This window comes from Phytohalomonas tamaricis (genome assembly GCF_003012345.1).
Classification (GTDB): domain Bacteria; phylum Pseudomonadota; class Gammaproteobacteria; order Pseudomonadales; family Halomonadaceae; genus Phytohalomonas; species Phytohalomonas tamaricis.
Window position 1 is genome coordinate 662955 of record NZ_PVRV01000020.1, and the last position, 23268, is coordinate 686222.

The 23268-nt window shown below is 55.3% G+C and carries 17 protein-coding genes; 4 read left to right on the forward strand and 13 right to left on the reverse strand.

The window, feature by feature from the left end; translation table 11 throughout:
• Position 1: 1 nt before the first annotated feature.
• Both ttcA and C3Z11_RS08515 read right to left on the reverse strand, forming a co-directional pair.
• Positions 2-883 carry a tRNA 2-thiocytidine(32) synthetase TtcA gene (gene ttcA, locus C3Z11_RS08510; RefSeq protein WP_106477490.1) on the reverse strand — a complete coding sequence of 294 codons (882 nt, stop codon included), beginning with the start codon at positions 881-883 and terminating at the stop codon, positions 2-4.
• Positions 884-991: 108 nt separating this feature from the next.
• A complete protein-coding gene (locus C3Z11_RS08515) occupies positions 992-1207 on the reverse strand; it encodes a hypothetical protein (protein ID WP_106477491.1) in 216 nt (71 codons plus the stop codon).
• 625 nt (positions 1208-1832) lie between these two features.
• Here C3Z11_RS08515 and C3Z11_RS08520 point away from each other — a divergent pair.
• A complete protein-coding gene (locus C3Z11_RS08520; RefSeq protein ID WP_106477492.1) occupies positions 1833-5777 on the forward strand; it encodes a hybrid sensor histidine kinase/response regulator in 3945 nt (1314 codons plus the stop codon).
• A 176-nt stretch (positions 5778-5953) separates the two neighbouring features.
• On the opposite strand, the gene C3Z11_RS08525 is transcribed toward C3Z11_RS08520, so the two are convergent.
• From C3Z11_RS08525 to C3Z11_RS08535, 3 genes are all read right to left on the reverse strand, one after another.
• Positions 5954-6619 (reverse strand): response regulator, encoded by a 666-nt coding sequence (locus C3Z11_RS08525; protein ID WP_106477493.1) that lies wholly within the window; start codon positions 6617-6619, stop codon positions 5954-5956.
• A gap of 331 nt (positions 6620-6950) precedes the next feature.
• On the reverse strand, positions 6951-8894 hold the full coding sequence (gene acs / locus C3Z11_RS08530; RefSeq protein ID WP_106477494.1) for an acetate--CoA ligase: 1944 nt from the start codon (positions 8892-8894) through the stop codon (positions 6951-6953).
• 137 nt (positions 8895-9031) lie between these two features.
• Positions 9032-9583, reverse strand: a complete 552-nt coding sequence (locus tag C3Z11_RS08535) for a SprT family zinc-dependent metalloprotease (protein WP_106477495.1) — start codon at positions 9581-9583, stop codon at positions 9032-9034.
• Between the two features lie 64 nt (positions 9584-9647).
• Between C3Z11_RS08535 and C3Z11_RS08540 the strand changes: the two genes are divergently transcribed.
• The gene (locus tag C3Z11_RS08540) at positions 9648-10307 is read left to right on the forward strand and encodes a YecA/YgfB family protein (RefSeq protein WP_106477496.1); all 660 of its coding nucleotides are present in this window, start codon (positions 9648-9650) and stop codon (positions 10305-10307) included.
• 66 nt (positions 10308-10373) lie between these two features.
• Here C3Z11_RS08540 and C3Z11_RS08545 read toward each other — a convergent pair whose 3' ends face one another.
• The 3 genes from C3Z11_RS08545 to C3Z11_RS08555 form a co-directional block, all read right to left on the reverse strand.
• On the reverse strand, positions 10374-11534 hold the full coding sequence (locus C3Z11_RS08545; protein ID WP_106477497.1) for a phospholipase D-like domain-containing protein: 1161 nt from the start codon (positions 11532-11534) through the stop codon (positions 10374-10376).
• A gap of 339 nt (positions 11535-11873) precedes the next feature.
• On the reverse strand, positions 11874-13151 hold the full coding sequence (locus C3Z11_RS08550) for an MFS transporter (RefSeq protein WP_106477498.1): 1278 nt from the start codon (positions 13149-13151) through the stop codon (positions 11874-11876).
• A 63-nt stretch (positions 13152-13214) separates the two neighbouring features.
• Positions 13215-13748, reverse strand: coding sequence for a 2,4'-dihydroxyacetophenone dioxygenase family protein (locus C3Z11_RS08555; RefSeq protein ID WP_106477499.1), 534 nt, complete (start codon positions 13746-13748; stop codon positions 13215-13217).
• 279 nt (positions 13749-14027) lie between these two features.
• Between C3Z11_RS08555 and C3Z11_RS08560 the strand changes: the two genes are divergently transcribed.
• Both C3Z11_RS08560 and plsB read left to right on the forward strand, forming a co-directional pair.
• Complete coding sequence (locus C3Z11_RS08560; protein WP_106477500.1) at positions 14028-14999, forward strand: helix-turn-helix domain-containing protein; 972 nt, start codon at positions 14028-14030, stop codon at positions 14997-14999.
• Positions 15000-15129: 130 nt separating this feature from the next.
• Positions 15130-17625, forward strand: coding sequence for a glycerol-3-phosphate 1-O-acyltransferase PlsB (plsB, locus tag C3Z11_RS08565; RefSeq protein WP_106477775.1), 2496 nt, complete (start codon positions 15130-15132; stop codon positions 17623-17625).
• Between the two features lie 29 nt (positions 17626-17654).
• On the opposite strand, the gene C3Z11_RS08570 is transcribed toward plsB, so the two are convergent.
• From C3Z11_RS08570 to aceF, 5 genes are all read right to left on the reverse strand, one after another.
• On the reverse strand, positions 17655-18434 hold the full coding sequence (locus tag C3Z11_RS08570; protein WP_106477501.1) for a class I SAM-dependent methyltransferase: 780 nt from the start codon (positions 18432-18434) through the stop codon (positions 17655-17657).
• 40 nt (positions 18435-18474) lie between these two features.
• Positions 18475-19272 (reverse strand): undecaprenyl-diphosphate phosphatase, encoded by a 798-nt coding sequence (locus tag C3Z11_RS08575; RefSeq protein WP_106477502.1) that lies wholly within the window; start codon positions 19270-19272, stop codon positions 18475-18477.
• Between the two features lie 17 nt (positions 19273-19289).
• Positions 19290-19976: a tRNA (adenosine(37)-N6)-threonylcarbamoyltransferase complex dimerization subunit type 1 TsaB gene (gene tsaB / locus C3Z11_RS08580; RefSeq protein WP_106477503.1), complete on the reverse strand. Its 687-nt coding sequence runs from the start codon at positions 19974-19976 to the stop codon at positions 19290-19292.
• Between the two features lie 177 nt (positions 19977-20153).
• On the reverse strand, positions 20154-20810 hold the full coding sequence (gene adk / locus C3Z11_RS08585; RefSeq protein WP_106477504.1) for an adenylate kinase: 657 nt from the start codon (positions 20808-20810) through the stop codon (positions 20154-20156).
• Between the two features lie 298 nt (positions 20811-21108).
• A complete protein-coding gene (gene aceF / locus C3Z11_RS08590; protein WP_106477505.1) occupies positions 21109-23205 on the reverse strand; it encodes a pyruvate dehydrogenase complex dihydrolipoyllysine-residue acetyltransferase in 2097 nt (698 codons plus the stop codon).
• Positions 23206-23268 lie beyond the last annotated feature (63 nt).

The following is a 23268-nucleotide window of genomic DNA, read 5'->3' on the forward strand; positions in this document are numbered from 1 at the left end:
CTCACGCCTCGCGTGAAAGCAGGTCAAGGGCATCGATGCGGTTGCGCTGCATCTCCTCGCGCTTGGTTTCAAGATGTTCAAAATCAAACAGATTGCGATCGGCAAGCTGTGATGGCGCTACGTTGGTGATGGCCTTGAACATGGTCTCGATGCGGCCAGGATGCTTCTTGTCCCACTCCGCCAGCATTTCTTTGACCACCTGGCGCTGCAGGTTTTCCTGAGAGCCGCACAGATTGCACGGAATGATCGGAAACGCCATCGCCTGGGCAAAGTCGATAATATCGGCTTCGCTCACATACGCCATTGGCCGAATAACGATATTTTTACCATCGTCGGAAAGCAGCTTTGGCGGCATTGCCTTTAGGCTGCCACCGAAGAACATATTGAGAAACAATGTCTCAAGAATGTCGTCACGGTGATGCCCCAATGCGATCTTGGTTGCACCGATTTCCTCGGCAAAGCCATAGAGCGTACCGCGCCGCAGCCGTGAACAGAGCCCGCAGGTTGTCTTGCCCTCAGGTACCTTCTCCTTGACGATTGAGTAGGTATCACGTTCAACAATATGGTAAGGCACACCTACCCGGTCGAGATATTCTGGCAGCACATGCTCGGGGAAACCGGGCTGTTTCTGGTCAAGATTGACCGCCACCAGTTCAAAATTGACCGGCGCGCTGCGCTGCAGGTTCATAAGGATTTCCAACATGGCGTAGGAGTCCTTTCCACCCGACAGGCAAACCATCACCCGATCGCCTTCACCAATCATGTTGTAATCGATGATGGCATTACCTACGAGGCGACGCAGGCGCTTTTGCAGTTTATTGAACTCGCGCTTGTCTTTACCGCTAAGACCTTCGCCAATAGGGGCTTCAGTGAACTGGTGCATGAGAGGTAACGTAGGAAAGCTGAAAGGACTGCCATTCTATCATTGCTTGCTGTACAGCGCGAAGCCCCAGTAAATGAGCAGACTTTCGAGCGGGATCAATATCCCTCATTACCGGACGAACAGGGAAAGATAGCGCCATGCCACGCCGAGAAACATCAATACAATTCCAAAGCGTTGAAATGCTGACTCAAGCGGATTGAACATCAAGCGGTGCGACCAAAAAAACAGGACACCGCCAACATCATGAGTACGATAGACATAGCGTACGCAAGCGATAACTATGAAAATAAGGCCAAAAATCGGAAGTACCCATACCAGTGCCATCGAAGCTACCACGATATGTCAGTTAGAGAGAAAACTACTGATCCAGTAAATGCCTACCCCTACGTAAGTGATGCAATAGAGACTATGTATCAGTGAGAAAGGGTTAGATTGCCTGTGATTAACGTAACGCCAGCCACAGTAACATCCCGAAGCACAGGATGAGCTGGAACCGAAAAGCTGGGTCTGGTTTAACGTCTCCAAATTGTTCATCCGGATTACAAGAGGCGCTAAACCAGACAGCAATGACCGCACGGTAGGTGATGGTGAGTGTTATATTCGTATGCCAGTGCCACCACGGATATTGTTGTTATCCATCCGTATTCTCAGGGCTGGCAAATATTCTTACCTCGCATGAAAGGAGCTGGCGTGCAACCTTGCATGTTCACCTGACAAGCACTGTATGTAAGCTGAGGCGGCATGACACGACGACTTTAGTATCAGCGATGTAGCCATTCCACTGACATAAACATAAAGCATTTAAAAAACAATCATTTACTTCCAATTATTGAGAACTAAACGTTCGTCTATCGACTCAAGGCTAATAGATAGCGTCATGCTAGGACACCAAGCACGCCGTCGCGTACATAACACCCTAGAATGGCCCGCAGGAGCTTAGGAGAATTTCATGTTTCAGGGCTGGTTATTGATTGCAGTATCGCTTTGTTATATTGCGCTGCTCTTTGGCATTGCCTGGCGCGGTGACCGTCGCGCCTATCGTCTGGGGCCGGCCAAGCGCCGTCCGATTGTCTATAGCCTGGCACTTGCGGTGTACTGCACGTCATGGACGTTCTATGGCAGTGTTGGTCAAGCCTCGACATCCGGCTGGCCCTATATCAGCATGTTCATCGGCCCAATCCTGACCTTTTTGCTCTTCTGGCCGATTCTAACCAAGATGATTCGCGTCGCGAAGCGTCAAAATGTCACGTCAATTGCCGACTTCATCGCCGCCCGCTACGGCAAGAATCAAGCGCTGGCCGCCTTTACAAGCCTTGTTGCGCTGATTGGAACCCTGCCCTATATCTCACTGCAATTGAAGGCGATGTCGTCAAGCTTCCAGGTCCTTACCGATAACGCCGACATCGTGCGGACTCCCCTGTTTGGCGATACCGCCTTTTATGTCGCTGCCTTGATGGCGTTATTTGCCATCCTGTTCGGCACCCGCCATACCGATGCCACCGAACACCATGAAGGCCTTATCCAGGCGATTGCGTTCGAATCGGTCATCAAACTGCTGGCCTTCGTCGTATTGGGGGCTGTCGTGACTTGGGGTGCCTTTGATGGTCTTAGCGATCTCACGTCACGCGCCGATGCCTATCTGCATATCGAGAGCCAGTTCAGCAGCCAGAATTTCGGTCAGGGCTTTTGGACCCAGACACTGCTCGCCATGCTTGCTGTGTTCTGCGTACCACGCCAGTTTCATGTCACGGTGGTTGAAAACACCAATGCCGTCGATACCGCACGGGCACGCTGGCTATTTCCGCTCTATCTGTTAGCAGCCGGTTTCTTTGTCCTGCCTCTTGCGGCTGCCGGACTGACAATGTTCGGCGGCACCTCTATTGATCCCGATACTTTTGTTTTACATCTGCCCATGGCGCTCGGCAGTGAATGGCTGACCCTGCTGACGTTCATTGGTGGCTTCTCCGCCGCCAGTGGCATGGTCATCATGGCGAGCGTGACGATCGCCATCATGATTTCCAATGAGCTCATCATCCCGCTGTTGCTACGGCTTAAGTGGTTTGATGCACGACGTGGCGATTATGCCAAATGGGTCCTACGCACGCGGCGTCTGGTCATCGTCATCATTCTGATGCTGGCCTATGGCTTTTATAAACTGGTGGCCAACTACGGCTCCCTGGCCAGTCTGGGCATGCTTTCGCTCGCCGCATTGGCGCAGCTCGCTCCCGCCCTGATTGGCGGCTTGTACTGGAAACGCGGCAACCGCTTGGGTGTCAGCACGGGGATGACGGCCGGCTTCGTCATCTGGGCGTATACCCTGTTGATCCCTGCCTTGGAGCGTGCTCATCTGATTCCAAGCTCATTGGTAACTCAGGGCCCCTTTGGTATTCATTTGCTAAGCCCTGCTGCCCCGTTCGGCCTATCGCTGGGCGAGCCGCTTACCCAAGGTGTACTGTTGTCACTGGGCGTTAATCTATTCTGCTATATCTTCATTTCGCAGGTAACGACTCCGCGCGTTGTCGAGCGCATTCAGGCCTCCTTGTTCGTCGATAGCGTCGGTAATCAGCAGACAATCCATCGCCCTTGGTCAGGGTCAACATCGGTGGGTGAGCTAAAGGCACTGTGCAAACGCTTTCTGAGTAATGATCAGGTCGAACGCGCTTTTGAGGAGTACGGCTATCGTAACCAGCGCCCTTTCGAGCCCAACGCACGCGCCTCGATAGATCATATCCAGTTCAGCGAACGGCTGCTGTCTTCTGCAATTGGCGCCTCTTCAGCACGTATTGTCATCAATTCGGCACTGTCTGGGCGTGATGTGGCGATTTCCGATGTCGTCTCGATCGTAGACGAGGCCTCCCAGGTGCTTGAGTTCAATCGTTCGCTGCTTCAGGCCACGATCGAAAACATCAGCCAAGGGGTAATGGTAGTCAATCACAACATGTGCCTGGTCGTTTGGAATCAGCGCTACCTTGAGCTGTTCCGCTTTCCTGATCAGTTGATTCGTGTCGGTGTGCCGATCGATCGTATTTTCCGCTACAACGCCCAGCACGGCGAATATGGCCCCGGTGATCCTGAAGAGCATGTTCAGCTGCTGATGGATAACATCCGTGCCGGTCGGCCGCACCATTACCAACGTTATCGTCAGGATGACAGCGTACTCGACGTACAGGGCAACCCAATGGCCGGCGGTGGGTTTGTATTCACCTATCAGGACATTACCGGACAAAAGCGTACCGAAGAGGCCTTGATCCGTTCAGAAAACAACATTCGCATCTACACCGATAACGTGCCTGCGTTGATCGCCTATTTCGATAAAGAATGCCATTACCTCTTCACCAACCGTGCCTACGAAGCGGTAATGGATATCGACCGCAATGTCGTCATCGGAAAACGCGCCGCAGAGGTCATGTCTGCATCGGTATGGCGCGAACGTGCCCCCTGGATGCGTCGCGCCCTGGCCGGTGAACGCGTCTCCTATGAACTGTCGCTACCCGATAGCGAAGGAGGCGTCCGCTATATGCTGGCCACATATACGCCCCACTTCGTCGAAGGGGAGCGCATTCTCGGCTTCTTTGCGCTTTATCAGGACATCACTGAGCGTCGCTTGGCCGAGATCGCGCTGAAAGAGACTAACGAGCACCTTGAGGAGCGCGTACGTGAGCGTACCCAGGCGCTTTCGGAAGTCAACGAGGCGCTGCGTCAGGAAAACCAGGTGCGCGCTGAAGCTGAGCTGGCGCTGCGCCAGGCCAAGCAGGTTGCGGAAACCGCTAACGCTTCCAAAACGCGTTTTCTTGCCGCGGCAAGCCACGACTTGCTGCAGCCACTTAACGCCGCGAGACTGTTCACGTCAGCGTTGACACAGCGCTTGGGGGAGAGCGAATACAAGGGCACCCTTGAGCATATCGACAATTCCTTACAAGCGGCCGAAGAGCTGCTGGGCACCCTGCTCGATATTTCCAAGCTCGATGCTGGCGCGCTGACGCCCAAGCGCAACGTCTTCGCTTTGCAAGATATTTTCCGGCCGCTACGGGCCGAGTTCGAAGTGATGGCAGAGGAGCGCGGGCTTGATTTTGATGTGGTGGCTACCCAGGCCATGGTCGATAGTGACAGCCAGATGCTCAGGCGCATCATTCAGAATTTCCTGTCCAATGCACTGCGCTATACCCAGCATGGCCGCGTACTGCTCGGCTGTCGTCACAAAGGCGAGCGACTATCCATCGAAGTGTGGGATACCGGTCCCGGGATTCCCGAGTCCAAGCAGGCTGAAATCTTTCAGGAATTCCGCAGGCTCGACCAGAAATCGCGTCATCGCGAAAGTGAGAAAGGGTTGGGACTGGGGCTATCGATTGCAGACCGTATGTCTCGCGTGCTCGATCACCCGATCACCGTACGTTCATGGGAAGGCAAGGGTACGGTATTTTCCCTGTCTGTCCCTTGGAAGCGCGGCCAGCGCGCTGTTGAAAAGACGCCTGACGTGACTAAACCACGCGCAGGCAATCGCCTCCATGGTGTGCGTATTCTCTGCATTGATAATGAGACACTGACGCTTGAAGGGATGAAAGCGATGCTGTCGGGCTGGGGGTGTGAAGTATTTACCGCAACAACCATTGGTGGGGGTAAATCGGTTCTGCGCAACATGGAAGGTGACCCCGATGCCATTCTTGCCGACTATCATCTTGATAACGAAGTCACCGGACTGATGGCACTGGAGGCGCTTGGTGAACGTCTTGTCAATGACGTGCCAGGCATCGTGATCACGGCTGACCGTACCGATGAAGTTGCCGAGCTGGTACGCCGCGCCGGCTATCATTTGTTGATGAAGCCTGTGCGTCCTGCTGCACTCAGGGCTTTACTGACCCGTACGCTCCAGGCCTATCAAGGAACGCTACGATAACCTACCGGATCGCGCTTGCCATACAAAACGCCCGCCTTGCATATCTTTAAGAAGATACAGAGCGGGCGTTTTGCAACATCATTTCATTGCATGATAATCGTTGTGATTATAAAAATACGGTGTTTCCCTAAACTATGAACACGCTTATAAACATGTCCGCTTTTTGCTCGACGTCATTAGCCGTTTTCAACTTTTGGCGGATCAACCTCGAGCTTCTGCGCCGCAATAACCGCCTGTGTACGTGAATGCACCCCAAGCTTGCGCAGGATCGCCGTCACATGCGCCTTGATGGTCGCTTCCGACACATTCAGATCATAGGCAATCTGCTTGTTGAGAAGTCCTTCCGTCAGCATATTAAGCACTCGGAACTGCTGAGGCGTCAGTGATGCGATTGCTTCAGCGAATTTGGTCTCTTCCTCGTTACCGTCCCCCAGCACATCCGCCATATGCGGAGGCAGCCAGACTTCACCTTCAAGAATCTCCCCAATTGCTTGAGATATCTTGTCCAGAGACGATGACTTGGGGATGAAACCGGAAGCGCCATAATCGATTGCACGGCGCACAACATGAAATTCCTCACTCCCTGACACTACGGCAACCGGAATATCAGGCATTTGCCCACGCAGCTGAATCAAACCGGAGAAACCATGTGCACCGGGCATATGCAAATCGAGCAAGATCAGATCGACATCAGGATGACGTGTCACGGCATCAAGTGTCGCCTCCATACTGTCTGCCTCGATAATTTCAGCCTGCGCTGCCACTTGACGCAAGGCTTGGGTCAACGCCGCCCGGAATAAAGGGTGGTCGTCAGCGACAATAAACTTCTGAGCTAAGGCCATGCGGTCTCTCCTTCAAACCCTCTTGCGAACCAGATCTCCACAGGGGAGCATCGTTGTTGTACAGCGAGAGTGTGCGTGATCTATTGCTCGCCAGTCCTACATGCAGACATGGCCAGGGCGGCATACACGTGCGTCATAACGCCGCACACTTTGGTCTCATGTTACTTCAAGCATTTTCCAATACCAAAGCATAACCTGCCGACTTCTAATACAGCGTCAAAACATCAACATCTACTAATGTTGAATAGTACATAAAAAGACCGGCCCGAAGGCCGGTGGAGAGCATCAAAACATACTATTTCTATCAAAATGATCGATACTGCATCATTGTTCAACGGTTACCGCGATTTTCAATCAACTCATCGACAACGCCAGGATCAGCCAGAGTACTGATGTCACCCAGCCCATCAAGTTCATTGGCAGCGATCTTGCGCAGGATGCGTCGCATGATCTTGCCCGAGCGCGTCTTGGGCAACCCGGGGGCCCACTGGATAATATCAGGCGTTGCGATGGGCCCAATATCCTTGCGTACCCAAGCCACCAGTTCCTTGCGCAGCTCTTCGGTCGGCTCGGCCTCATCATTCAAGGTCACATAGATATAGATGCCCTGCCCCTTCACGCTGTGAGGAAAACCGACCACGGCAGCTTCGGCGACCGCCTCGTGAGCCACCAGCGAGGATTCTATTTCGGCAGTACCCATACGATGGCCTGACACGTTTAAGACGTCATCGATACGCCCGGTGATCCAGTAATAGCCATCCTCATCACGGCGGCAACCGTCACCGGTGAAATAGACCCCTTCGTAGGCTGAGAAATACGTCTTTACAAAGCGGTCGTGATCGTTCCATATCGAACGTGCTTGCCCCGGCCAGCTATCTTCAATAATCAGATTGCCTTCGGTGGTACCGTCCAGCTTGCGACCCTCGTTATCGTAGAGCGCCGGGCGTATGCCAAAGAAAGGACGTGTCGCTGAACCGGGCTTCAATGCCGTCGCGCCGGGCAACGGCGTGATCATGATGCCACCGGTCTCGGTCTGCCACCATGTATCCATCAGTGGGCAGCGTCCTTTACCAATCACGCGATGAAACCACTCCCACGCCTCGGGGTTGATCGGCTCGCCAACCGAGCCCAGCACACGCAGACTATCGCGTGAGCTTGAATCCATGACATGGTCACCATGCGCCATCAATGCGCGCACAGCGGTCGGCGAGGTATACAGGATATTGACGCGATACTTGTCGACGATTTCGCCGACGCGCCCATGAGAGGGATAGCTCGGCACGCCCTCGAACATCAACGTTGTCGCCCCGTTGGCGAGCGGCCCATAAAGAATGTAGGAATGGCCCGTAATCCAGCCCACATCCGCCGCACACCAGTAAATATCATCCTCGTGGTAGTCAAAGACATACTGGTGAGTCATCGAGGCATAGACCAGATAGCCACCGGTAGTGTGCTTGAGCCCCTTGGGTGTACCGGTCGAGCCTGAGGTATAGAGGATAAACAGCGGATCCTCGGCATTCATGACCTCAGCATCACAGTCGCTGGACTGCCCATCGACGAGGTCATGACACCATTTATCGCGCTCATTCCAGGTGATCTCGCCGCCAGTGCGCCTGACGACCAGGACATGATCGACACAATCGGTACCTTGGCGCGTCAAGGCATCATCGACATTCTGTTTTAGCGGCACACGCTTACCGCCGCGGACCGATTCATCGGCGGTGATTACCACGCGCGACTGGGAATCGACAATCCGCCCAGCCAGGGCATCCGGCGAGAAGCCGCCGAACACTACAGAATGAATGGCACCAATTCGTGCACATGCCAACATCGCCATCGCCGCTTCAGGAATCATCGGCATGTAAAGCGTAACCGTATCGCCTTTGCCTACGCCGAGTTCTTTAAGGCCATTAGCGAACTGATTTACGCGTGCATGAAGTTCGCGATAGGTAATGGTCTTCGACTCATTCGGGTCATCACCCTCCCAAATGATGGCCGCCTTGTCGCCACGCGTCTCCAGATGCCGGTCAAGACAGTTGTATGCGGCGTTAAGCTGGCCATCCTCGAACCAGCGAATATCGACATTGCTCGGCAAAAACGACGTATTCTTGATCTTGGTTGGAGACGTGAACCAATGAAGACGCTGTGCCTCATCTTTCCAGAAGGCTTCAGGGTCATCGACTGAGCGTTGATACATTTCCAAATAACGCTCGTTGTCTATCCAGGCGTCAGCGGCTAGCTGTTCGTTGACAGGATGAACATTCTGCTTTTCCACGGTCTATCTCCTCCTGGAAAGATTCGACGCGGTGTCATCGTGCTGCACGACACTCACACTACTTTTAGCTTATACCGAGCATAGCCGTTACGCCCCATTAGACCTTGGTCGAAAATTTTCCCTTATCAAACAAAAAGTTATGTCAACTCATCCGTCTTACCTACGAATTCAAGCCATACTTTGCAGCTGCGGCAACGATAAGGCGTACCCCGCAGCGCGTGATGATGACGGCGCGAACTGAAATGGTGCTCGCGGCATTCGCAGCGGTATACAAAAGGCGCCGGACTGGCTTTTCGGGTATCAAAACGATGCGTTACCCTGGGCTCAAGTCCAAACATCTCACGCATGGTGACCTGCCACTGCCAGCCATGGGGACGAACACGTGAGCCGTAAACATGATGAACGACCCAATGCGCGAACTCATGCGGCACGACCTCAGCTAGAAACGCATGGCGATGGTCGCGATAAAGGATGGGATTAAAACGCAGACCACCGCGCCCGAAATGAGCCTGCCCCGCGCTCTTGCCACGCAGATCAAGCCAGACCGGTGGCATAGGCATATCGGGATGAAACCGGTAGGCATGGCGCCAGCAATGTTCGACCTGAACGCACAGTAGCTCAGCGAGCGCCTTGTCATCGAGCGTATCGAGCTCAGCCGCTGAAGGAAGAGAGGAAATAAATGCAGTCATGGATGCTAGAATGATGTAGGACAAACGACTCGTAAAGCCCGTTCATCAGAGATAGCGACATACCATGGCCGATACCGCTCCCCTCACTCACCCCCTGCTTGATGACGAGGCGCTTGAGGCGCTTGATGAGTTCCTCGACTCCGACCGTGTCGATGGCGAAGCACTCGACATTTTTGGCGCACATGGATTTCTCGTCGCCTTAGCCATTGCGCCCGAAACGGTCGACTCTGCCGTCTGGATTCCCGTGCTGTTCAATGGCGAGCCTGAATTCAACGACGATGCCGAGCGCGATTATATTCTCGGGACGCTTGAAACGATCAGAAGCAGTGCGGTGGAGGCATTCGAACAGGGACATCTACCCGAACTCCCCTTCACGCTGGAGTTCACCGCCGATGACGAAGAAGCGCTTGAAGAAACGCCCATCGCCATCTGGTGCGCTGGCTTCATGGAAGGGGTATTTCTGAACGAATCAAGCTGGTTTGGCACCTACGAGGAGCACGCCGCTCAGTTGCTGTTGCCCTTCATGGCGCTATCAGGGCTTTTTGAAGAAGAAGACCCAGATCTTGCCGAACTGATTCAGAGCTCCCAAGAGGCAAGCCGTCTCGCCCAACAGCTGCCTGAACTCACCCTCGATCTCTATCTGCTTTATCGCACCCCGCCGGAAACAAAAGGGCCGCCCCCTGCCAAGAAATCCGCCAGGGGACGCCGCGGCAATAAACGTTAATACCAACTTAAGTATGCACGACGGGATGCCGGTCAGCCGGCTTCCCGTCTTGTCCTCGAGCAAAACTTACCGCAGCCGTGTAATCAGCGCATCGAGCGTCCCAAAACACCATTCGCGAATACGCTGCCAGTAAGGCCGTTGCTCCCATACCAACGAGCTGATTTCATAGCTCTTGGCAAAATTGCGCTCAAAGATCATGGCGAGCTCATGGGAAAACTCAGCATTCTCAACTTCCTGATTGGCCTCCAGGTTCCACTGCAAGCTCCAGTGGTCGAAATTGCAAGACCCCACGGTGCTCCAATCATCGCAGATAGCGAATTTGGCATGGATGAAGTCGGGTTGATATTCATAAATGCGCACGCCGCCTCTCAACAGCCGCGCATAAAAGCGCTGCCCCGCATAGCGTACGGTGGGATGATCGTGATGGACGTCACTCGGCAGCAGCAGACGCACATCAACCCCGCGTCGTGCAGCGCGCACCAGCAACCGCCTTAAACTAAGTGTAGGTGCGAAATAGGGCGTACACAGCCAAACCCTTCGCTGTGCGGTATTGATACGATGATGCAGCGAGCGACGGATGGCCTGATAACGATAGCCACCGCCCCAGATCACACGGCCATTCATGTGGCTTTCAACAGCAGTGTCGCGCATGTGATTGATCACACGCTGCATCAGTGCCGGATCCCCGCTTCCCTGGCTCAATCGGGATGCCCAAACGCTATGAAATAAGGCAATCCAATCATTAACACACGGCCCCTCGATACGTACCGCCACCTCAAACCAGCCGTTTAAGAAGTAATCCATCGCCCCGAAGCCACCGGTAAACGCCACCTGTCCATCGATAATCAATATTTTGCGATGATCACGTGAAATGCTGGTACGCAAGCGTTTAAGCGATGTCAGCCGCTTGACGGAAAGCAGTCGCTTGGCCGTGAGCGGATTAAAATAGCGTAGTGCCACGCCCGCATTGAGCAGACGCTGCTGACTCTGGCTCGACATTCCCCAGGCACCTGCACCGTCGAGCAGTAAAAGCACTATAACGCCCCGCTCAGCAGCACGGGTCAGCGCGGTGATGAAACGCTCAGCCAGTTCACCTTCATCGAAGGCATAAAGTTCAAGCAATATAGAGTGGTTAGCCTGATCTATCGCCTCGAAAAGCACCGGCAGATAACGCTGCCCTTCGGGAAGCAGAACGAAACGATTGCCCTCGCGCCAGTGCGCCTGCATGACTACTCCTTGTCATTTCCAATCTAGCGCCTGCAACTCGCTTCCAGTCACGTGTTGTTAGGTCACTTTCCTCGTGCTGCTCACCATTTTATACGCCATAGTGATCATTAATCCGCAACTGTTCACGCCGCAACAGCCTAAAACGCTGAAAATATTTCGTGTTCACCTGGCTTTACCCCTTTCGCCATAAGCAGATTACCATGCGGTGACGCACAATTACTTACGAAGGTGTATGGGCAAGTATCAGAAGGAATGGAAGGGCATCAGGCGGCCTACGACCTGCTGTCGAACATAGGATACAGATGTTGAAACATGCCAGCCCAAGACTGGCATGCCTTGTCAGACGGTCGATTTAGCCGGGTAGGAATCTACTTGCTGCACTGCTGGCCGTCTGTTCGGTGCCGTCTCCTTCAGCAACAGGGCCAACAGTGCCGAGACAACCGCCCCTCCTGCTGATATCCACATTACTATCGCCAGACTGTACTGATCAGCGGCGTAGCCGGCGATAGATGGAGCGACGAAGCCACCCATCAGCTCGCCAACACCCATGATCAATCCCAGCGCGGTTACCGTCGCCTGGCGCGGCACTGTCTCAGTCGGAATGACCGCCATGAATAGCGAAAAGCATCCCAATCCGGTGAAAGTGGTCATGACAAAGAAACCTAGTACAAAGGGCGATGAGACGAAAAGCAGCGCCAGGGGACAGCAGGCGGCAACCAGAGCGAAGGTTACTAGCGCGGGGCGGCGGCCGATGCGATCCGATATCGCCGGCACGCCGAAGCCCCAGAGCACCCATCCGACACCAATACAGCTCATGATGCTGCCCATGGCATCCGCCGAATAGTGCCCCTCCGCCATCAGATAGGTGGGCGTGAAAGATATCAAGATCACAAACCAGGTCAGGAAGGCGCAGCTGATCAAAGTGCAAAGCAGAATGTTGCGATCTTTAAGCAATTGCAGCCGGCTCGTAGTCTTGTCGTGCGGCTCGATGCATTCTTTCTCCTGCGGTAGTGCCGACACTACCTCCTGAGGCGGGCGCTCCTTGACATAATGCCAAACCAGGAAGGCAATGATCAGACCAGGAATCAGCGTAGCGTAGAAGGCATAGCGCCAGCCCAGCATCTGGGCTAGGCCAATCAGGACGGGTGGTGCGATAATCGCACCAAACAGGCCGGCGGATGAACCCTGCAACAGTCCCATGTTGAAGCCGCGCCGGTGGGGCGAGGAGGCTTCCGCCATCAATGACTGAGACAGCGGCAGAATCGGCCCTTCGGCTAAACCCATGATGGCGCGAAACAGTAGCAGGCTAAGAAAGCCCGTCACTAGTCCTGACAACGCCGAGCAGACCGAGAATAGGATGACTGCACAGACCAGCAGCGGCTTGCGCACGCCAGTCCTGTCCGAATAGGCGCCGACCAGCGCACCCGAAACGGCCCAGGCCAGCGCTAGCGTCGATGACAGCATGCCCAACTGCGTATTGCTGAGATGAAGCTCCTCGGCGATAAAGGGAAACAGGAACGACAGGGCAAGACGGTCAAAGAAGACGAAGCCAAATGCTACAAACAATACTGCAAGCAAAACGTTCTCATACGTCTTAATGCTATTCTTTGTGGACATAGGGGCACCCGGTCACGAGCCTAGCGCTGGCCGAGGCCCGTGCCTCAATAGTTGGTGGGAATCCTAGCGGAAGAGCGTATCGACGTAGCTGGCACCGAGACCGATTTTCTCGTAGTGATCGCGGCACATGGCAATATAGGAATGCACGTCGAAATAACCGTCGGCGTTACCCTCCTCGTTCAACCAGATCAATGGGCCCTTGACGATAAAGAAGGTTTTCATCGGTTCCTCGTGCTCATAGGCCACCAGCGTATGGCCCTCGCCCGGCGTTTCGTAGACAAAGTCGCCCGCCGTAGCGGTCCACTCATGCTCGAGATAGCCCCACTTGCCCGAAATGGTGTAAGCGAATACTTCATTGGGATGGTAATGACGGTTCACCAGCCCGGCACGCTTGGCCATCAAGATATCGCACCATTTGTTCTCGCTCGGCGATATCCATAGCGGTCGCGATGCCACTGTCTCGGTGAAGGGAACGTAGAGTTTCTCGTCGGCGGTGGCTGCATCATGGATATAGACTTCGGGCTTGGCATCCGGCATGAAGCAGTTGGGGATAGGACTCAGGTCTTTCCAGAATTCGTTCTTGGCAAGCTCGGGCATGTGGTTGCTCTCCGTCGTGGTCAACTCCGACTCTAGCCAATTGCCCTCTAGCGCTATTGATGATTCCGGCCATGAATTTTGACTTTTCCGGTCAGCACATCTTTAGTCGATAGGCTTGCGTCGTGAAACTGCTTCATCGGCAGCATGCTCTGCCGCACGGTTATCCAGCGCCCTGTCTGGGTTAACTGCATCGAAAGCCCAATAGGAACTACCAACCATTCCCGTTAGCTTGAATACGTATCTACCGCCGGATCATTGCAAGCCAGGAGGCGCCACGTCATGACAGCTTGGCCGGAGATAAGAGAGGCATCGACGGAGCACCTTCCCATCGAGCAGCGACTCGCCTATTGGGAGGAGTACAATGCCTCCCGACTGGTCAGCCTGAAATGTTCGTCGTTCGCCGCCGAAGGGTTGGCAGTTCGACAGAAGAACATTGCCCTGGAACAGCTCCGGCTCGCCATGATTGTCGGCAATGAGCATGTTATCGAACGGGGCCAGGAAGCCATTCGTCTAATGCCTAAGGACTCCGTATTTGTCTGTCTAATCCAAAAGGGCAACGCTTTTTTCTATCAGGGTAAAGAGTGCCTGTTACTGAACCCAGGAGACATGGTTGTCTATCCCACCGACAAGGCCTACATGTACGGCTTCACCTGCGCAATGGAGCAGATCATTATCGACATTCCTCGTGCGGTATTCGGTCGCTATTTCGGTGGCACTCCGGACAAGCCCACCGCAATCACTGCCCATGACCGCGCAAACCGGCTCTTTATCTCGGCGCTGCACGATTATCTGCATACCCTATTTGTTTACCCACACGAAGAAGCGTATGCGGCCGCGCAGGGAACGATTCACGCCCTGCTTGGCAGTCTTATCAGACGACAAACGAGTAACCCAAAAAGTACGGCATTGATGATTTCCTATCTTATCGCGGCAAAGCATTTTATCCGTGAAAATATCGACAATCCCGGCCTGACGTGCGCCACTATTGCCCAAGCGGTGGGCATCTCAGAGCGGCACCTTAACCGCCTTTTCGCAAGCGAAGAAACCTCCACTGCGCAGTTCATTATTCGGCAGCGTCTGGAGCGAGCTTATCAAGACCTGCGCAACCCTTGTCTACAGCACTACAGTATCGGCGAAATTGCCTACCGTTATGGCTTCAACAGCCAGGCGCATTTTTCCCGCTCGTTCAAACAACGTTTCAACATATCCCCTAGCCACGTTCAAGGACTCACAAGGCTTGATCACCAGTGAATCCTCCTCGCCAGCCAATGTCAGGCCAGCGTTCATTGTTAGCTCACCCGTAATCTCTACCGACTTTCGTTTCGCTCCTCTCGGCCCCATCGCTATACTGAACGCTTATTGCTCGGAGCCTATGTACCGCATGTCTCTTCTGTCATCGCTACGATACCCCCTGGATGCGCTCGCGCGCCGCTGGTTTGCGTCCCAGGCTTCTATCCGTAGCGTCGAACCGGCTCCCGAATCTCTGGCCCTTACGCCTGACATTCCGGTCATTTATGTGCTGCCCTATGTCGCATTCTCCGATGCACTAGTGCTGGAAAAACTGTGTCGCGAGTTTGATCTGCCTTGTCCAAACACCTCTCGCCAGCTAGGCGACAAGGTTTTTCCTCATGGCTATATCGCCTTGATGCGGCCAAAGTACTCCAGACGTGCAGCGCCGCAAAGCGTGCTATCCCATCAGTGGGATACGCTCATTGATATTGTTCAACAACATGAAGACAGCGATGTACAGCTTGTCCCGGTGACCGTGTTCTGGCGGCGCTTGCCCAACAAGCAGCCACTGGGCTTCTGGAAATTGCTCGCCGCTGATAGCTGGCCTATCACAGGGCGCCTGAAACGCCTGCTGGCAATATTTGTCAACGTCAAACATCTTGATGTCCGCTTTGGCGCCCCACTGCGTCTGCGTCCGCTGCTTAATGCTGGCCCGAGCGATCACGAGCGAGCACGTCGACGTATTGCCCGTCTACTACGTGTGCATTTCCGCCGTACCCGCATCCAGGTACTCGGTCCCGACCTTTCCCACCGTCGCACGCTGATTGCCGATATCATGAAACGACCGGCAGTTACTCAAGCCATCCAAGAGGGCGCGGCAGAACGTCATCAGACTCAGCAAAATACTGAACAGCGCGCGCTGCGCTATGGCTTTGAAATCGCCTCCAACATGTCCGCCCCGGTCATGCTGTTCATGTACCAATTGCTCGGCCGGCTCTGGAATCGTCTCTATGATGGCGTGAGCGTCAACGGTCTTGATGAGGTCAAAGCCCTGGCTCGTGATCATGAACTTGTTTACGTGCCCTGCCACCGTAGCCACATCGACTATCTGCTACTGTCCTATGTGCTTTACGATCAAGGACTGATGCCGCCGCATATCGCTGCCGGGCGCAACCTCAACATGCCGCTAATCGGTCCGCTGCTGCGCCGCGCCGGCGCCTTTTTCATGCGCCGCAGCTTCAATGGCAATCGCCTTTATGCGACCGTATTCAATGAATACCTGCACCAACTGCTGTCGCGCGGCCATCCGGTGGAATACTTCATCGAAGGGGGACGTTCACGCACCGGGCGCATGCTACAGCCTCGCCCGGGCATGCTAGCGATGACGCTGCGCTCGTTTGCACGCCAGACTCATCGTGAACTTGCCTTTATTCCGGTCTATATCGGCTACGAGAAGGTGCTTGAATCAGGTACCTACCAGAAAGAGTTGCAAAGTGGGCGGAAAAAAAAGGAATCTCCGCTCGACTTGATCCGTGTGATCAAGCATCTACGTCAACCCTTCGGCCAAGTGCACGTTAATATCGGCAAGCCGATCGATTTGGCCGCCTTTCTTGATGAACATACGCCGCAGTGGCGGCAGGCTCGCGCAGAGGATGGCAAGGCTGACTGGATTGAGCAGGCCGTGCCACGCATCGGCAATGAAATTGTCACCCGCATCAATGCAGCAGCCACTCTCAATCCGGTGGCGCTGGTCGCCATGGTTATGCTGGCCTCGCCTTACCAGGCGATTGAGGTGGAGGTGTTAAAACGTCAACTTCATGTAATGGTTGCCCTGCAGCGTCTTACTCCCGGCGGCGAACGGGTGATGCTACCGGAAGGAGAACCACAGCAGTGGATCAACCATGCCGCCGCGCTGGGTATGATCGAGCGCCATGCACACCCGCTCGGCGAACTGATCATCGCCAGCGACAAGCAAACGACATCGCTGACTTGGTACCGCAATAACATCCTTCATCTATTCGCGCCGCATGCGCTCGTGGCTTTTGCCTTTCGTAACAACTCACGCTTCGATCTCGACACTATTGCCAATCTCATTGCGCCGGCCTGGCCCGCCATGACGCGAGAATTCTATCTGCCTGAAAACACCCCGCCACGCGAGCGCATCAAGACCATTCTTGACGCCCTGACCCAGCAAGGCCTGCTTGAAGATGACGGTAATTATTGGCGGCGTGTGGCCGGTTCACAGGAAGCGGACGAGAGCCTCGATCTGCTGGCGATGCCCATCCAGCCTACGCTCGAACGGGGCTTTTTACTGCTCTCCTCGCTGATGCGGTTTCCCCCTGGTCAGCTTACTCGGGAAGCCCTTGAGGAGCAGAGCCGTCTGTTGGCCGAGCGGCTTACCCTCCTGCGCGGCTTGAACGCCCCGGAATATTTCGACCGCCGTTTATTTAGCGCCCTGCTCGACATGCTTGAGGAACAAAAGTGGATATGGGTTCAGGACAACCGGCTTCATTTCGATACACACCTGAGCGATGCACTGCGCAAAAGCCGTATCCTGTTTGACCCAGCGCTGCGCCATCGCCTCTCTCAGCTCACTGGCAGGGAACCGGTAAAGGCCCAACCCGAGGTCAATTCTGCCTCGCAGTAGCCGCGCAAAAATGCATCACAGGAAAGGTTTTAACGCAGTGCGCGATGTACGTAGAGGTCGTAGCGGCTGGTCTTGCCCTCGATGACATGGTTTGGCTTGGTGCCTTCGATAGGTGGGGCACGCCGAGGGCGTTTGACCACAACACGGTGAGAAGCGACATCAAGAGCCGCTTCAAGCAGCCGCGGCGCATCATCGTCGTCACCCGCCAGCTCTCGAAACAGACGCATCTCCTTTTTGACCAGCGCATGCTTGTCGCGATGAGGGAACATAGGATCGAGATGGATCACCTCGGGCGCCTGCCCTGACTGCTCGACCAACGCCGCCAACTGCGTTGCGCTATCGCCCCATGCAAGCGTCATGCGTGCTGCAATAGCGGCAATCTCACTATCGCCGCGGGCACGCAGCAATGCATCGTCAAGTAGCGCAGCAATCGCACCCACACGCTCGACCATTAACACCGGGCAACCTAATGCTGCCAGCACAAAACTGTCACGCCCCAGACCGGCAGTCGCGTCTACGACACTTGGCGTCAAACCATTTTTTACGCCGCATGCCTTGGCAATCAATTGGCCACGACCACCGCCGAACTGCCGACGATGCGCCGCACGTCCCGCCACAAAATCGGCACGAATCGGATTGCCGAACAGCCTGGCGTCGCCACCAAGCTCCAGTCCGTGTTCGCCTTCGCGCAGCCATAACGTGGTCGTCTTTTCAACGATAGCCGCCTCACTTGCAACCGTCTCGAGCCCCAACTGCTCGGCGAGATTCATCAGCTGCGATGATGTCCCTGCTATAACGATATGCGTCATTCAACGCGCCCCAGCCAGCCAACCCCCGTATGGAAAACGCTCATAGGAACAGTGCAAACAGCACAACGCCCAGCACCAACCGGTAAATCACGAAGGGCAGCATACCGATGCGGTCAAGCGCGGCCAGAAACAGCTTGATACACAACACCGCAGAGACAAAAGAGAGCCCTATGCCCCAGGCGATATCAATCCACTGGGTATCGGTCCCCGTCTGCACCAGCTCGACGGTTTTCAGCGTGCCGGCCGCAAGAATCAATGGAATGGAGAGCAAGAAAGAAAAACGGGCCGCAGACTGCCGTGTAAAGCCCAGCAATAACGCAGCGGTAATGGTAATACCGGAACGTGATGTACCAGGAATTAGCGCCAGCGCCTGGGCACAGCCAATGAAGAGCGCCGATTTCCAATCAAGGCGGCCCATCTCGTAGACTCGCGAGCCCTTAGCATCCGCCCACCACAGCACCAGCCCGAAGACAATCGTCGATGTCGCAATGACCAGCGCCGAGCGTGTGTAAAGCTCAATCGCGTCTTCCAGCACGTAACCGATCAGCGCCGCCGGCAATGTACCGATGATCACGGCCCAGCCCAGACGGCTCTCAGCACTCGCCTCTCGCTTGAAGACATGGCGGAACCAGCCACCTGCAGTCGCCACCACCTCATGTCGAAAGGCAATCAGAACGGCAAGCAACGTGCCCACATGGACCGCCACATCGAAGGCCAGCCCCTGGTCCGGCCAGCCGAGCAGTTGCGAAGGCAGAATCAAGTGAGCCGACGATGAAACAGGCAGGAACTCGGTAATTCCCTGTAACAGGGAAAGTACAACAATATGTATCCAATCCATGGGTGTTTCCTTGAACATCACTTCGGGCGGGACGTTACCTTGTCACGCAGATAGACGGGAATGGCCTCATGCGGCGCGAGGCCGCCGCCTGCCGCAAACATGGCGGCCGCCAGGCGCACTATGTCGGCCGCATCGGGTTCCTGCTCGGGAAGAGAACGGCTGACAGCGTCCCGAATAGTCTGAGACAGTGACGATGCCAGCATCCAGCCGGAGCCAACCCCCATGAAACGCTCACCTTCACAGGCAGACGGCAATATGAACGCCTCAGGCGCAATGACCTGCTCATCCATCAAGGCCGTAACCTGATCGTTCTCGCAGCGATAGGCACAGATGTAAAGCTCGCTCATGCGCGCATCGAAAGCGGGAATGACAAGCTGCGCACCATGCTGACGGTGAGTGCCAAGCGCCATCGCCTGTAACGTCGAAACAGGAATCAATGGGCGCTCAAGGCCGTAAGCCAATCCCTGCGCGGTACCCGCAGCGATACGAATACCCGTGAACGAGCCGGGGCCGCGTCCGTAAGCGAGCGCATCCAGCTCAGCCAAGGACACGTCTGCCTCAGCCAATACGTCATCAATCATTGGCATCAAACGGCGAGTATGTTCACGAGGCGCATACTCGAATGCGCCCGTTACCTTGCCATCCTGCCATAGTGCAACAGAGCAGGCAGTGGATGAGGCATCAAGGGCCAACAGCGTAGTCATGGGCTTCACAATAGTAGGAAAAAAGCGGAGGTATTATACGAAGGTATATAGATAGGCAAAAGGATTACATGCATCACTGGTTTCGGATCAGCACTTCGACATAAAACGGCGCAATAAGCGCCGTTCATGTCTAGGCGGGGAAGTGTCAGCACACGGCATCCGCTTAATATCCGGCCATTACTGCCCGAGCGCTGACATTAGCTTGGCCTGAATATCAGTAACGCTGCCGACCCCTTCGATACGATGATACTGGGGTGCTTGCGCCGGCTCATCCTTCGCCCACTGCTGATAGTACTCTACCAGCGGTGCTGTTTGCTCATGGTAGACTGAGAGCCGGTTACGCACCGTTGACTCCTTATCATCATCACGCTGAATCAGCGGCTCACCCGTGACATCATCCTTACCTTCCTGCCGGGGCGGATTGTACTCGACGTGATAGATACGCCCGGAATCGGGATGTACCCGGCGTCCGGAAAGACGCTTGATGATCTCCTGGTCGGCCACGGCAATCTCGACGACATGATCCAGCTTGATATTGGCATCCTTCAACGCATCGGCTTGAGGAATGGTGCGCGGGAAACCGTCGAACAGAAAGCCATTGGCGCAATCAGGCTGAGTAATACGCTCCTTGATCAGTGCGATGATAATGTCATCGGAGACCAGCTGACCGCTTGTCATGATCTCTTTGACCTTGAGTCCCAGCTCACTGCCCTCCTTGACCGCCGCGCGCAGCATGTCACCGGTGGATATCTGTGGAATGCTGAAATGCTCGCAAATGAATTGCGCCTGTGTTCCTTTACCCGCGCCTGGGGCCCCCAACAAGATCAAACGCATTAATATCGCTCCTTGCATCGCTATTATGAACGCCTCGACTGAAGCCCGGCCCCGAACGAGCCCTACTTGTCACGCGCAATGATGGGTCACGAGCAGCCATGTTAGCCGTCGAACCTGCCAATCTTTCGATAAACGATACCTAGCCCCTGGCCCGGGGACAAGCATCATACTGTCGCATAACCGTCATGCACCGTATTCACGACGTTGGTACTGCTGTGTATCGTCGTACCGTGCTGCGGCGCTTCCATAAAAAAAAGCGACCCCTCTTGAGGGGTCGCTTACATTACGCCGGGCTCAATTACAGCACGAGCCGACGAATATCACTCAGCACCTGGGCCAGGAAGGCAGTGAAACGCGCCGCATCAGCACCGTTGACTGCACGGTGATCGTAAGACAACGACAGCGGCATCATTAGCCTAGGGGTGAAGTCCTTACCGTTCCACACCGGCTTCATCTGCGCCTTGGAGACGCCGAGGATGGCCACTTCCGGCGCGTTGACGATCGGCGTGAAAGCCGTACCACCGATCGAGCCGAGGCTCGAGATGGTGAAGCAGCCACCCTTCATGTCATCACCGCGGATTTTGCCATCCTGCGCCTTCTTGGCGAGTTCGACGGTCTCCTTGGCGATGTCGGTGATGCTCTTCTTATCGACATCACGAATGACCGGCACCAGCAGACCATTGGGCGTATCGACCGCCACGCCGATGTGGACGTACTTCTTCCACACCACCTTGTCGCCATCAGGATGCAGCGAGACGTTGAACTGCGGATACTTCTTGAGCGCATAGGCCGCAGCCTTGATCAAGAACGGCAGCGGCGTCAGTCGCGCACCCTGGGCCTGAACCTCTTCCTTCATCGCCTTGCGGAAGTTCTCCAGCTCAGTGATGTCCGCCTCGTCGAACTGAGTGACGTGAGGCACATTCAGCCACGAGCGATGCAGGTTAAGCGCACCGGCCTTCGTCAGGCGGCCCATCGGCTTCTCTTCGACCTCGCCAAACTGGCTGAAGTCGACTGCCGGAATCGGCGGAATACCTGCCCCACCCTGCGTAGCGGTGGCAGCAGCCTGCGGCGCATCCTTCTGACGTTTCATCACGCTCTTGACGTAAGCGTGGACGTCTTCCTTGAGAATGCGATCCTTCGGACCGCTGGGCGTCACTTCAGACAGTTCCACCCCAAGCTCGCGCGCCAGCATGCGCACCGCCGGGCCAGCATGAACCAGCTTGCCATTGCGCGGCTTACCATTGGCGTGCTGTGCCTCTGGCCCCGGTTCACCCTGAGTGCTGCGATCAGCACCCTGCTTGCCTTTCGGAGCAGGTTCGCCACCATAGCTGCCAGCGTCCTTCTGGCCGGCCGGCGCCTGCTGGCCGCCTTGAGCCTTGGGCGCATCTTTTTTCGCCGGTGCGGGCTTTCGCTTGCTGCCTGTCACTTCGATGTAACCGATCAGGTCGCCTTCGGAGACGGTATCGCCTTCCTTGACAGACAGCTCGACCAGCGTGCCCTTGAACGGGCTCGGCACGTCCATCGATGCCTTATCGGATTCGAGCGTGATCAACGAATCTTCTTCGTTGACCTCATCGCCTTCACTGACGGCAATCTCGATAATCGGCACGTTCTCGCTACCGCCGAGATCCGGTACACGCAATTCCTTGCGCTGCGATTCGCCTTCGCTCTCGACATCGCCGCTATCGGCTTCGTCAGGAGCAGCCTGCTCGGTGTAGTCGGCACTACCACTACTCTGCTCAGCGTTGCTCGGCACCTGAGCATCGTCCTGATCCGCTGCGTCACTCTCATCAGCGATTTCCATCGTGCCAATCACGTCACCCGTAGAGACATGATCGCCTTCCTTGACGGTCAGCGAGACGATCTTGCCCTTGTGGGGGCTGGGTACGTCCATCGATGCCTTATCGGATTCGAGCGTGATCAGCGGATCCTCGACATCGACTTCGTCGCCCTCACTGACCGCGAGCTCGATAATCGGCACGTCGTCGCTACCGGAAAGGTCCGGTACCTTGATCTCGACAGTCCGCTTGCCGCCGCCCGACTTGGGCGCTGCAGACTTCTCCTCTTCCTGAGCCGGCTGCTCAAGTTTTTCTTCACCAGCGGGCTCTTCGCGCTGCGCAGGCGTATCGTCCTGTGCCGCATCACCGCTGTCGTCACCTTCCATCTCGAGTTCGACGATATCGTCGCCCTCGGAGACCTTGTCGCCTTCCTTGACCAGTACGCGTTTGACGGTACCGGCCTTGGGCGAAGGCACATCCATACTGGCCTTGTCGGACTCAAGCGTGATCAGGGTATCTTCTGGGGCAATCACATCGCCCTCGGACACCGCGATTTCGATGATCTCGACGTCGGTGCTCCCCCCGATATCGGGGACTTTGATGATTTCGCTACTCAAGGTCGCGCTCCTTTGCTAGCAATCTGAGGCCCAGCAATCTGTTGGCCTAGCCGTTCATGCAAC

Bases quoted from the DNA above. Each gene is read 5' to 3' on its own strand.
- ttcA (WP_106477490.1), bottom strand. From the start codon at position 883: ATGCACCAGTTCACTGAAGCCCCTATTGGCGAAGGTCTTAGCGGTAAA.
- C3Z11_RS08515 (WP_106477491.1), bottom strand. From the start codon at position 1,207: ATGGCACTGGTATGGGTACTTCCGATTTTTGGCCTTATTTTCATAGTT.
- C3Z11_RS08520 (WP_106477492.1), top strand. From the start codon at position 1,833: ATGTTTCAGGGCTGGTTATTGATTGCAGTATCGCTTTGTTATATTGCG.
- C3Z11_RS08525 (WP_106477493.1), bottom strand. From the start codon at position 6,619: ATGGCCTTAGCTCAGAAGTTTATTGTCGCTGACGACCACCCTTTATTC.
- C3Z11_RS08535 (WP_106477495.1), bottom strand. From the start codon at position 9,583: ATGACTGCATTTATTTCCTCTCTTCCTTCAGCGGCTGAGCTCGATACG.
- C3Z11_RS08540 (WP_106477496.1), top strand. From the start codon at position 9,648: ATGGCCGATACCGCTCCCCTCACTCACCCCCTGCTTGATGACGAGGCG.
- C3Z11_RS08545 (WP_106477497.1), bottom strand. From the start codon at position 11,534: ATGCAGGCGCACTGGCGCGAGGGCAATCGTTTCGTTCTGCTTCCCGAA.
- C3Z11_RS08550 (WP_106477498.1), bottom strand. From the start codon at position 13,151: ATGTCCACAAAGAATAGCATTAAGACGTATGAGAACGTTTTGCTTGCA.
- C3Z11_RS08555 (WP_106477499.1), bottom strand. From the start codon at position 13,748: ATGCCCGAGCTTGCCAAGAACGAATTCTGGAAAGACCTGAGTCCTATC.
- C3Z11_RS08560 (WP_106477500.1), top strand. From the start codon at position 14,028: ATGACAGCTTGGCCGGAGATAAGAGAGGCATCGACGGAGCACCTTCCC.
- plsB (WP_106477775.1), top strand. From the start codon at position 15,130: ATGTCTCTTCTGTCATCGCTACGATACCCCCTGGATGCGCTCGCGCGC.
- C3Z11_RS08570 (WP_106477501.1), bottom strand. From the start codon at position 18,434: ATGACGCATATCGTTATAGCAGGGACATCATCGCAGCTGATGAATCTC.
- C3Z11_RS08575 (WP_106477502.1), bottom strand. From the start codon at position 19,272: ATGGATTGGATACATATTGTTGTACTTTCCCTGTTACAGGGAATTACC.
- tsaB (WP_106477503.1), bottom strand. From the start codon at position 19,976: ATGACTACGCTGTTGGCCCTTGATGCCTCATCCACTGCCTGCTCTGTT.
- adk (WP_106477504.1), bottom strand. From the start codon at position 20,810: ATGCGTTTGATCTTGTTGGGGGCCCCAGGCGCGGGTAAAGGAACACAG.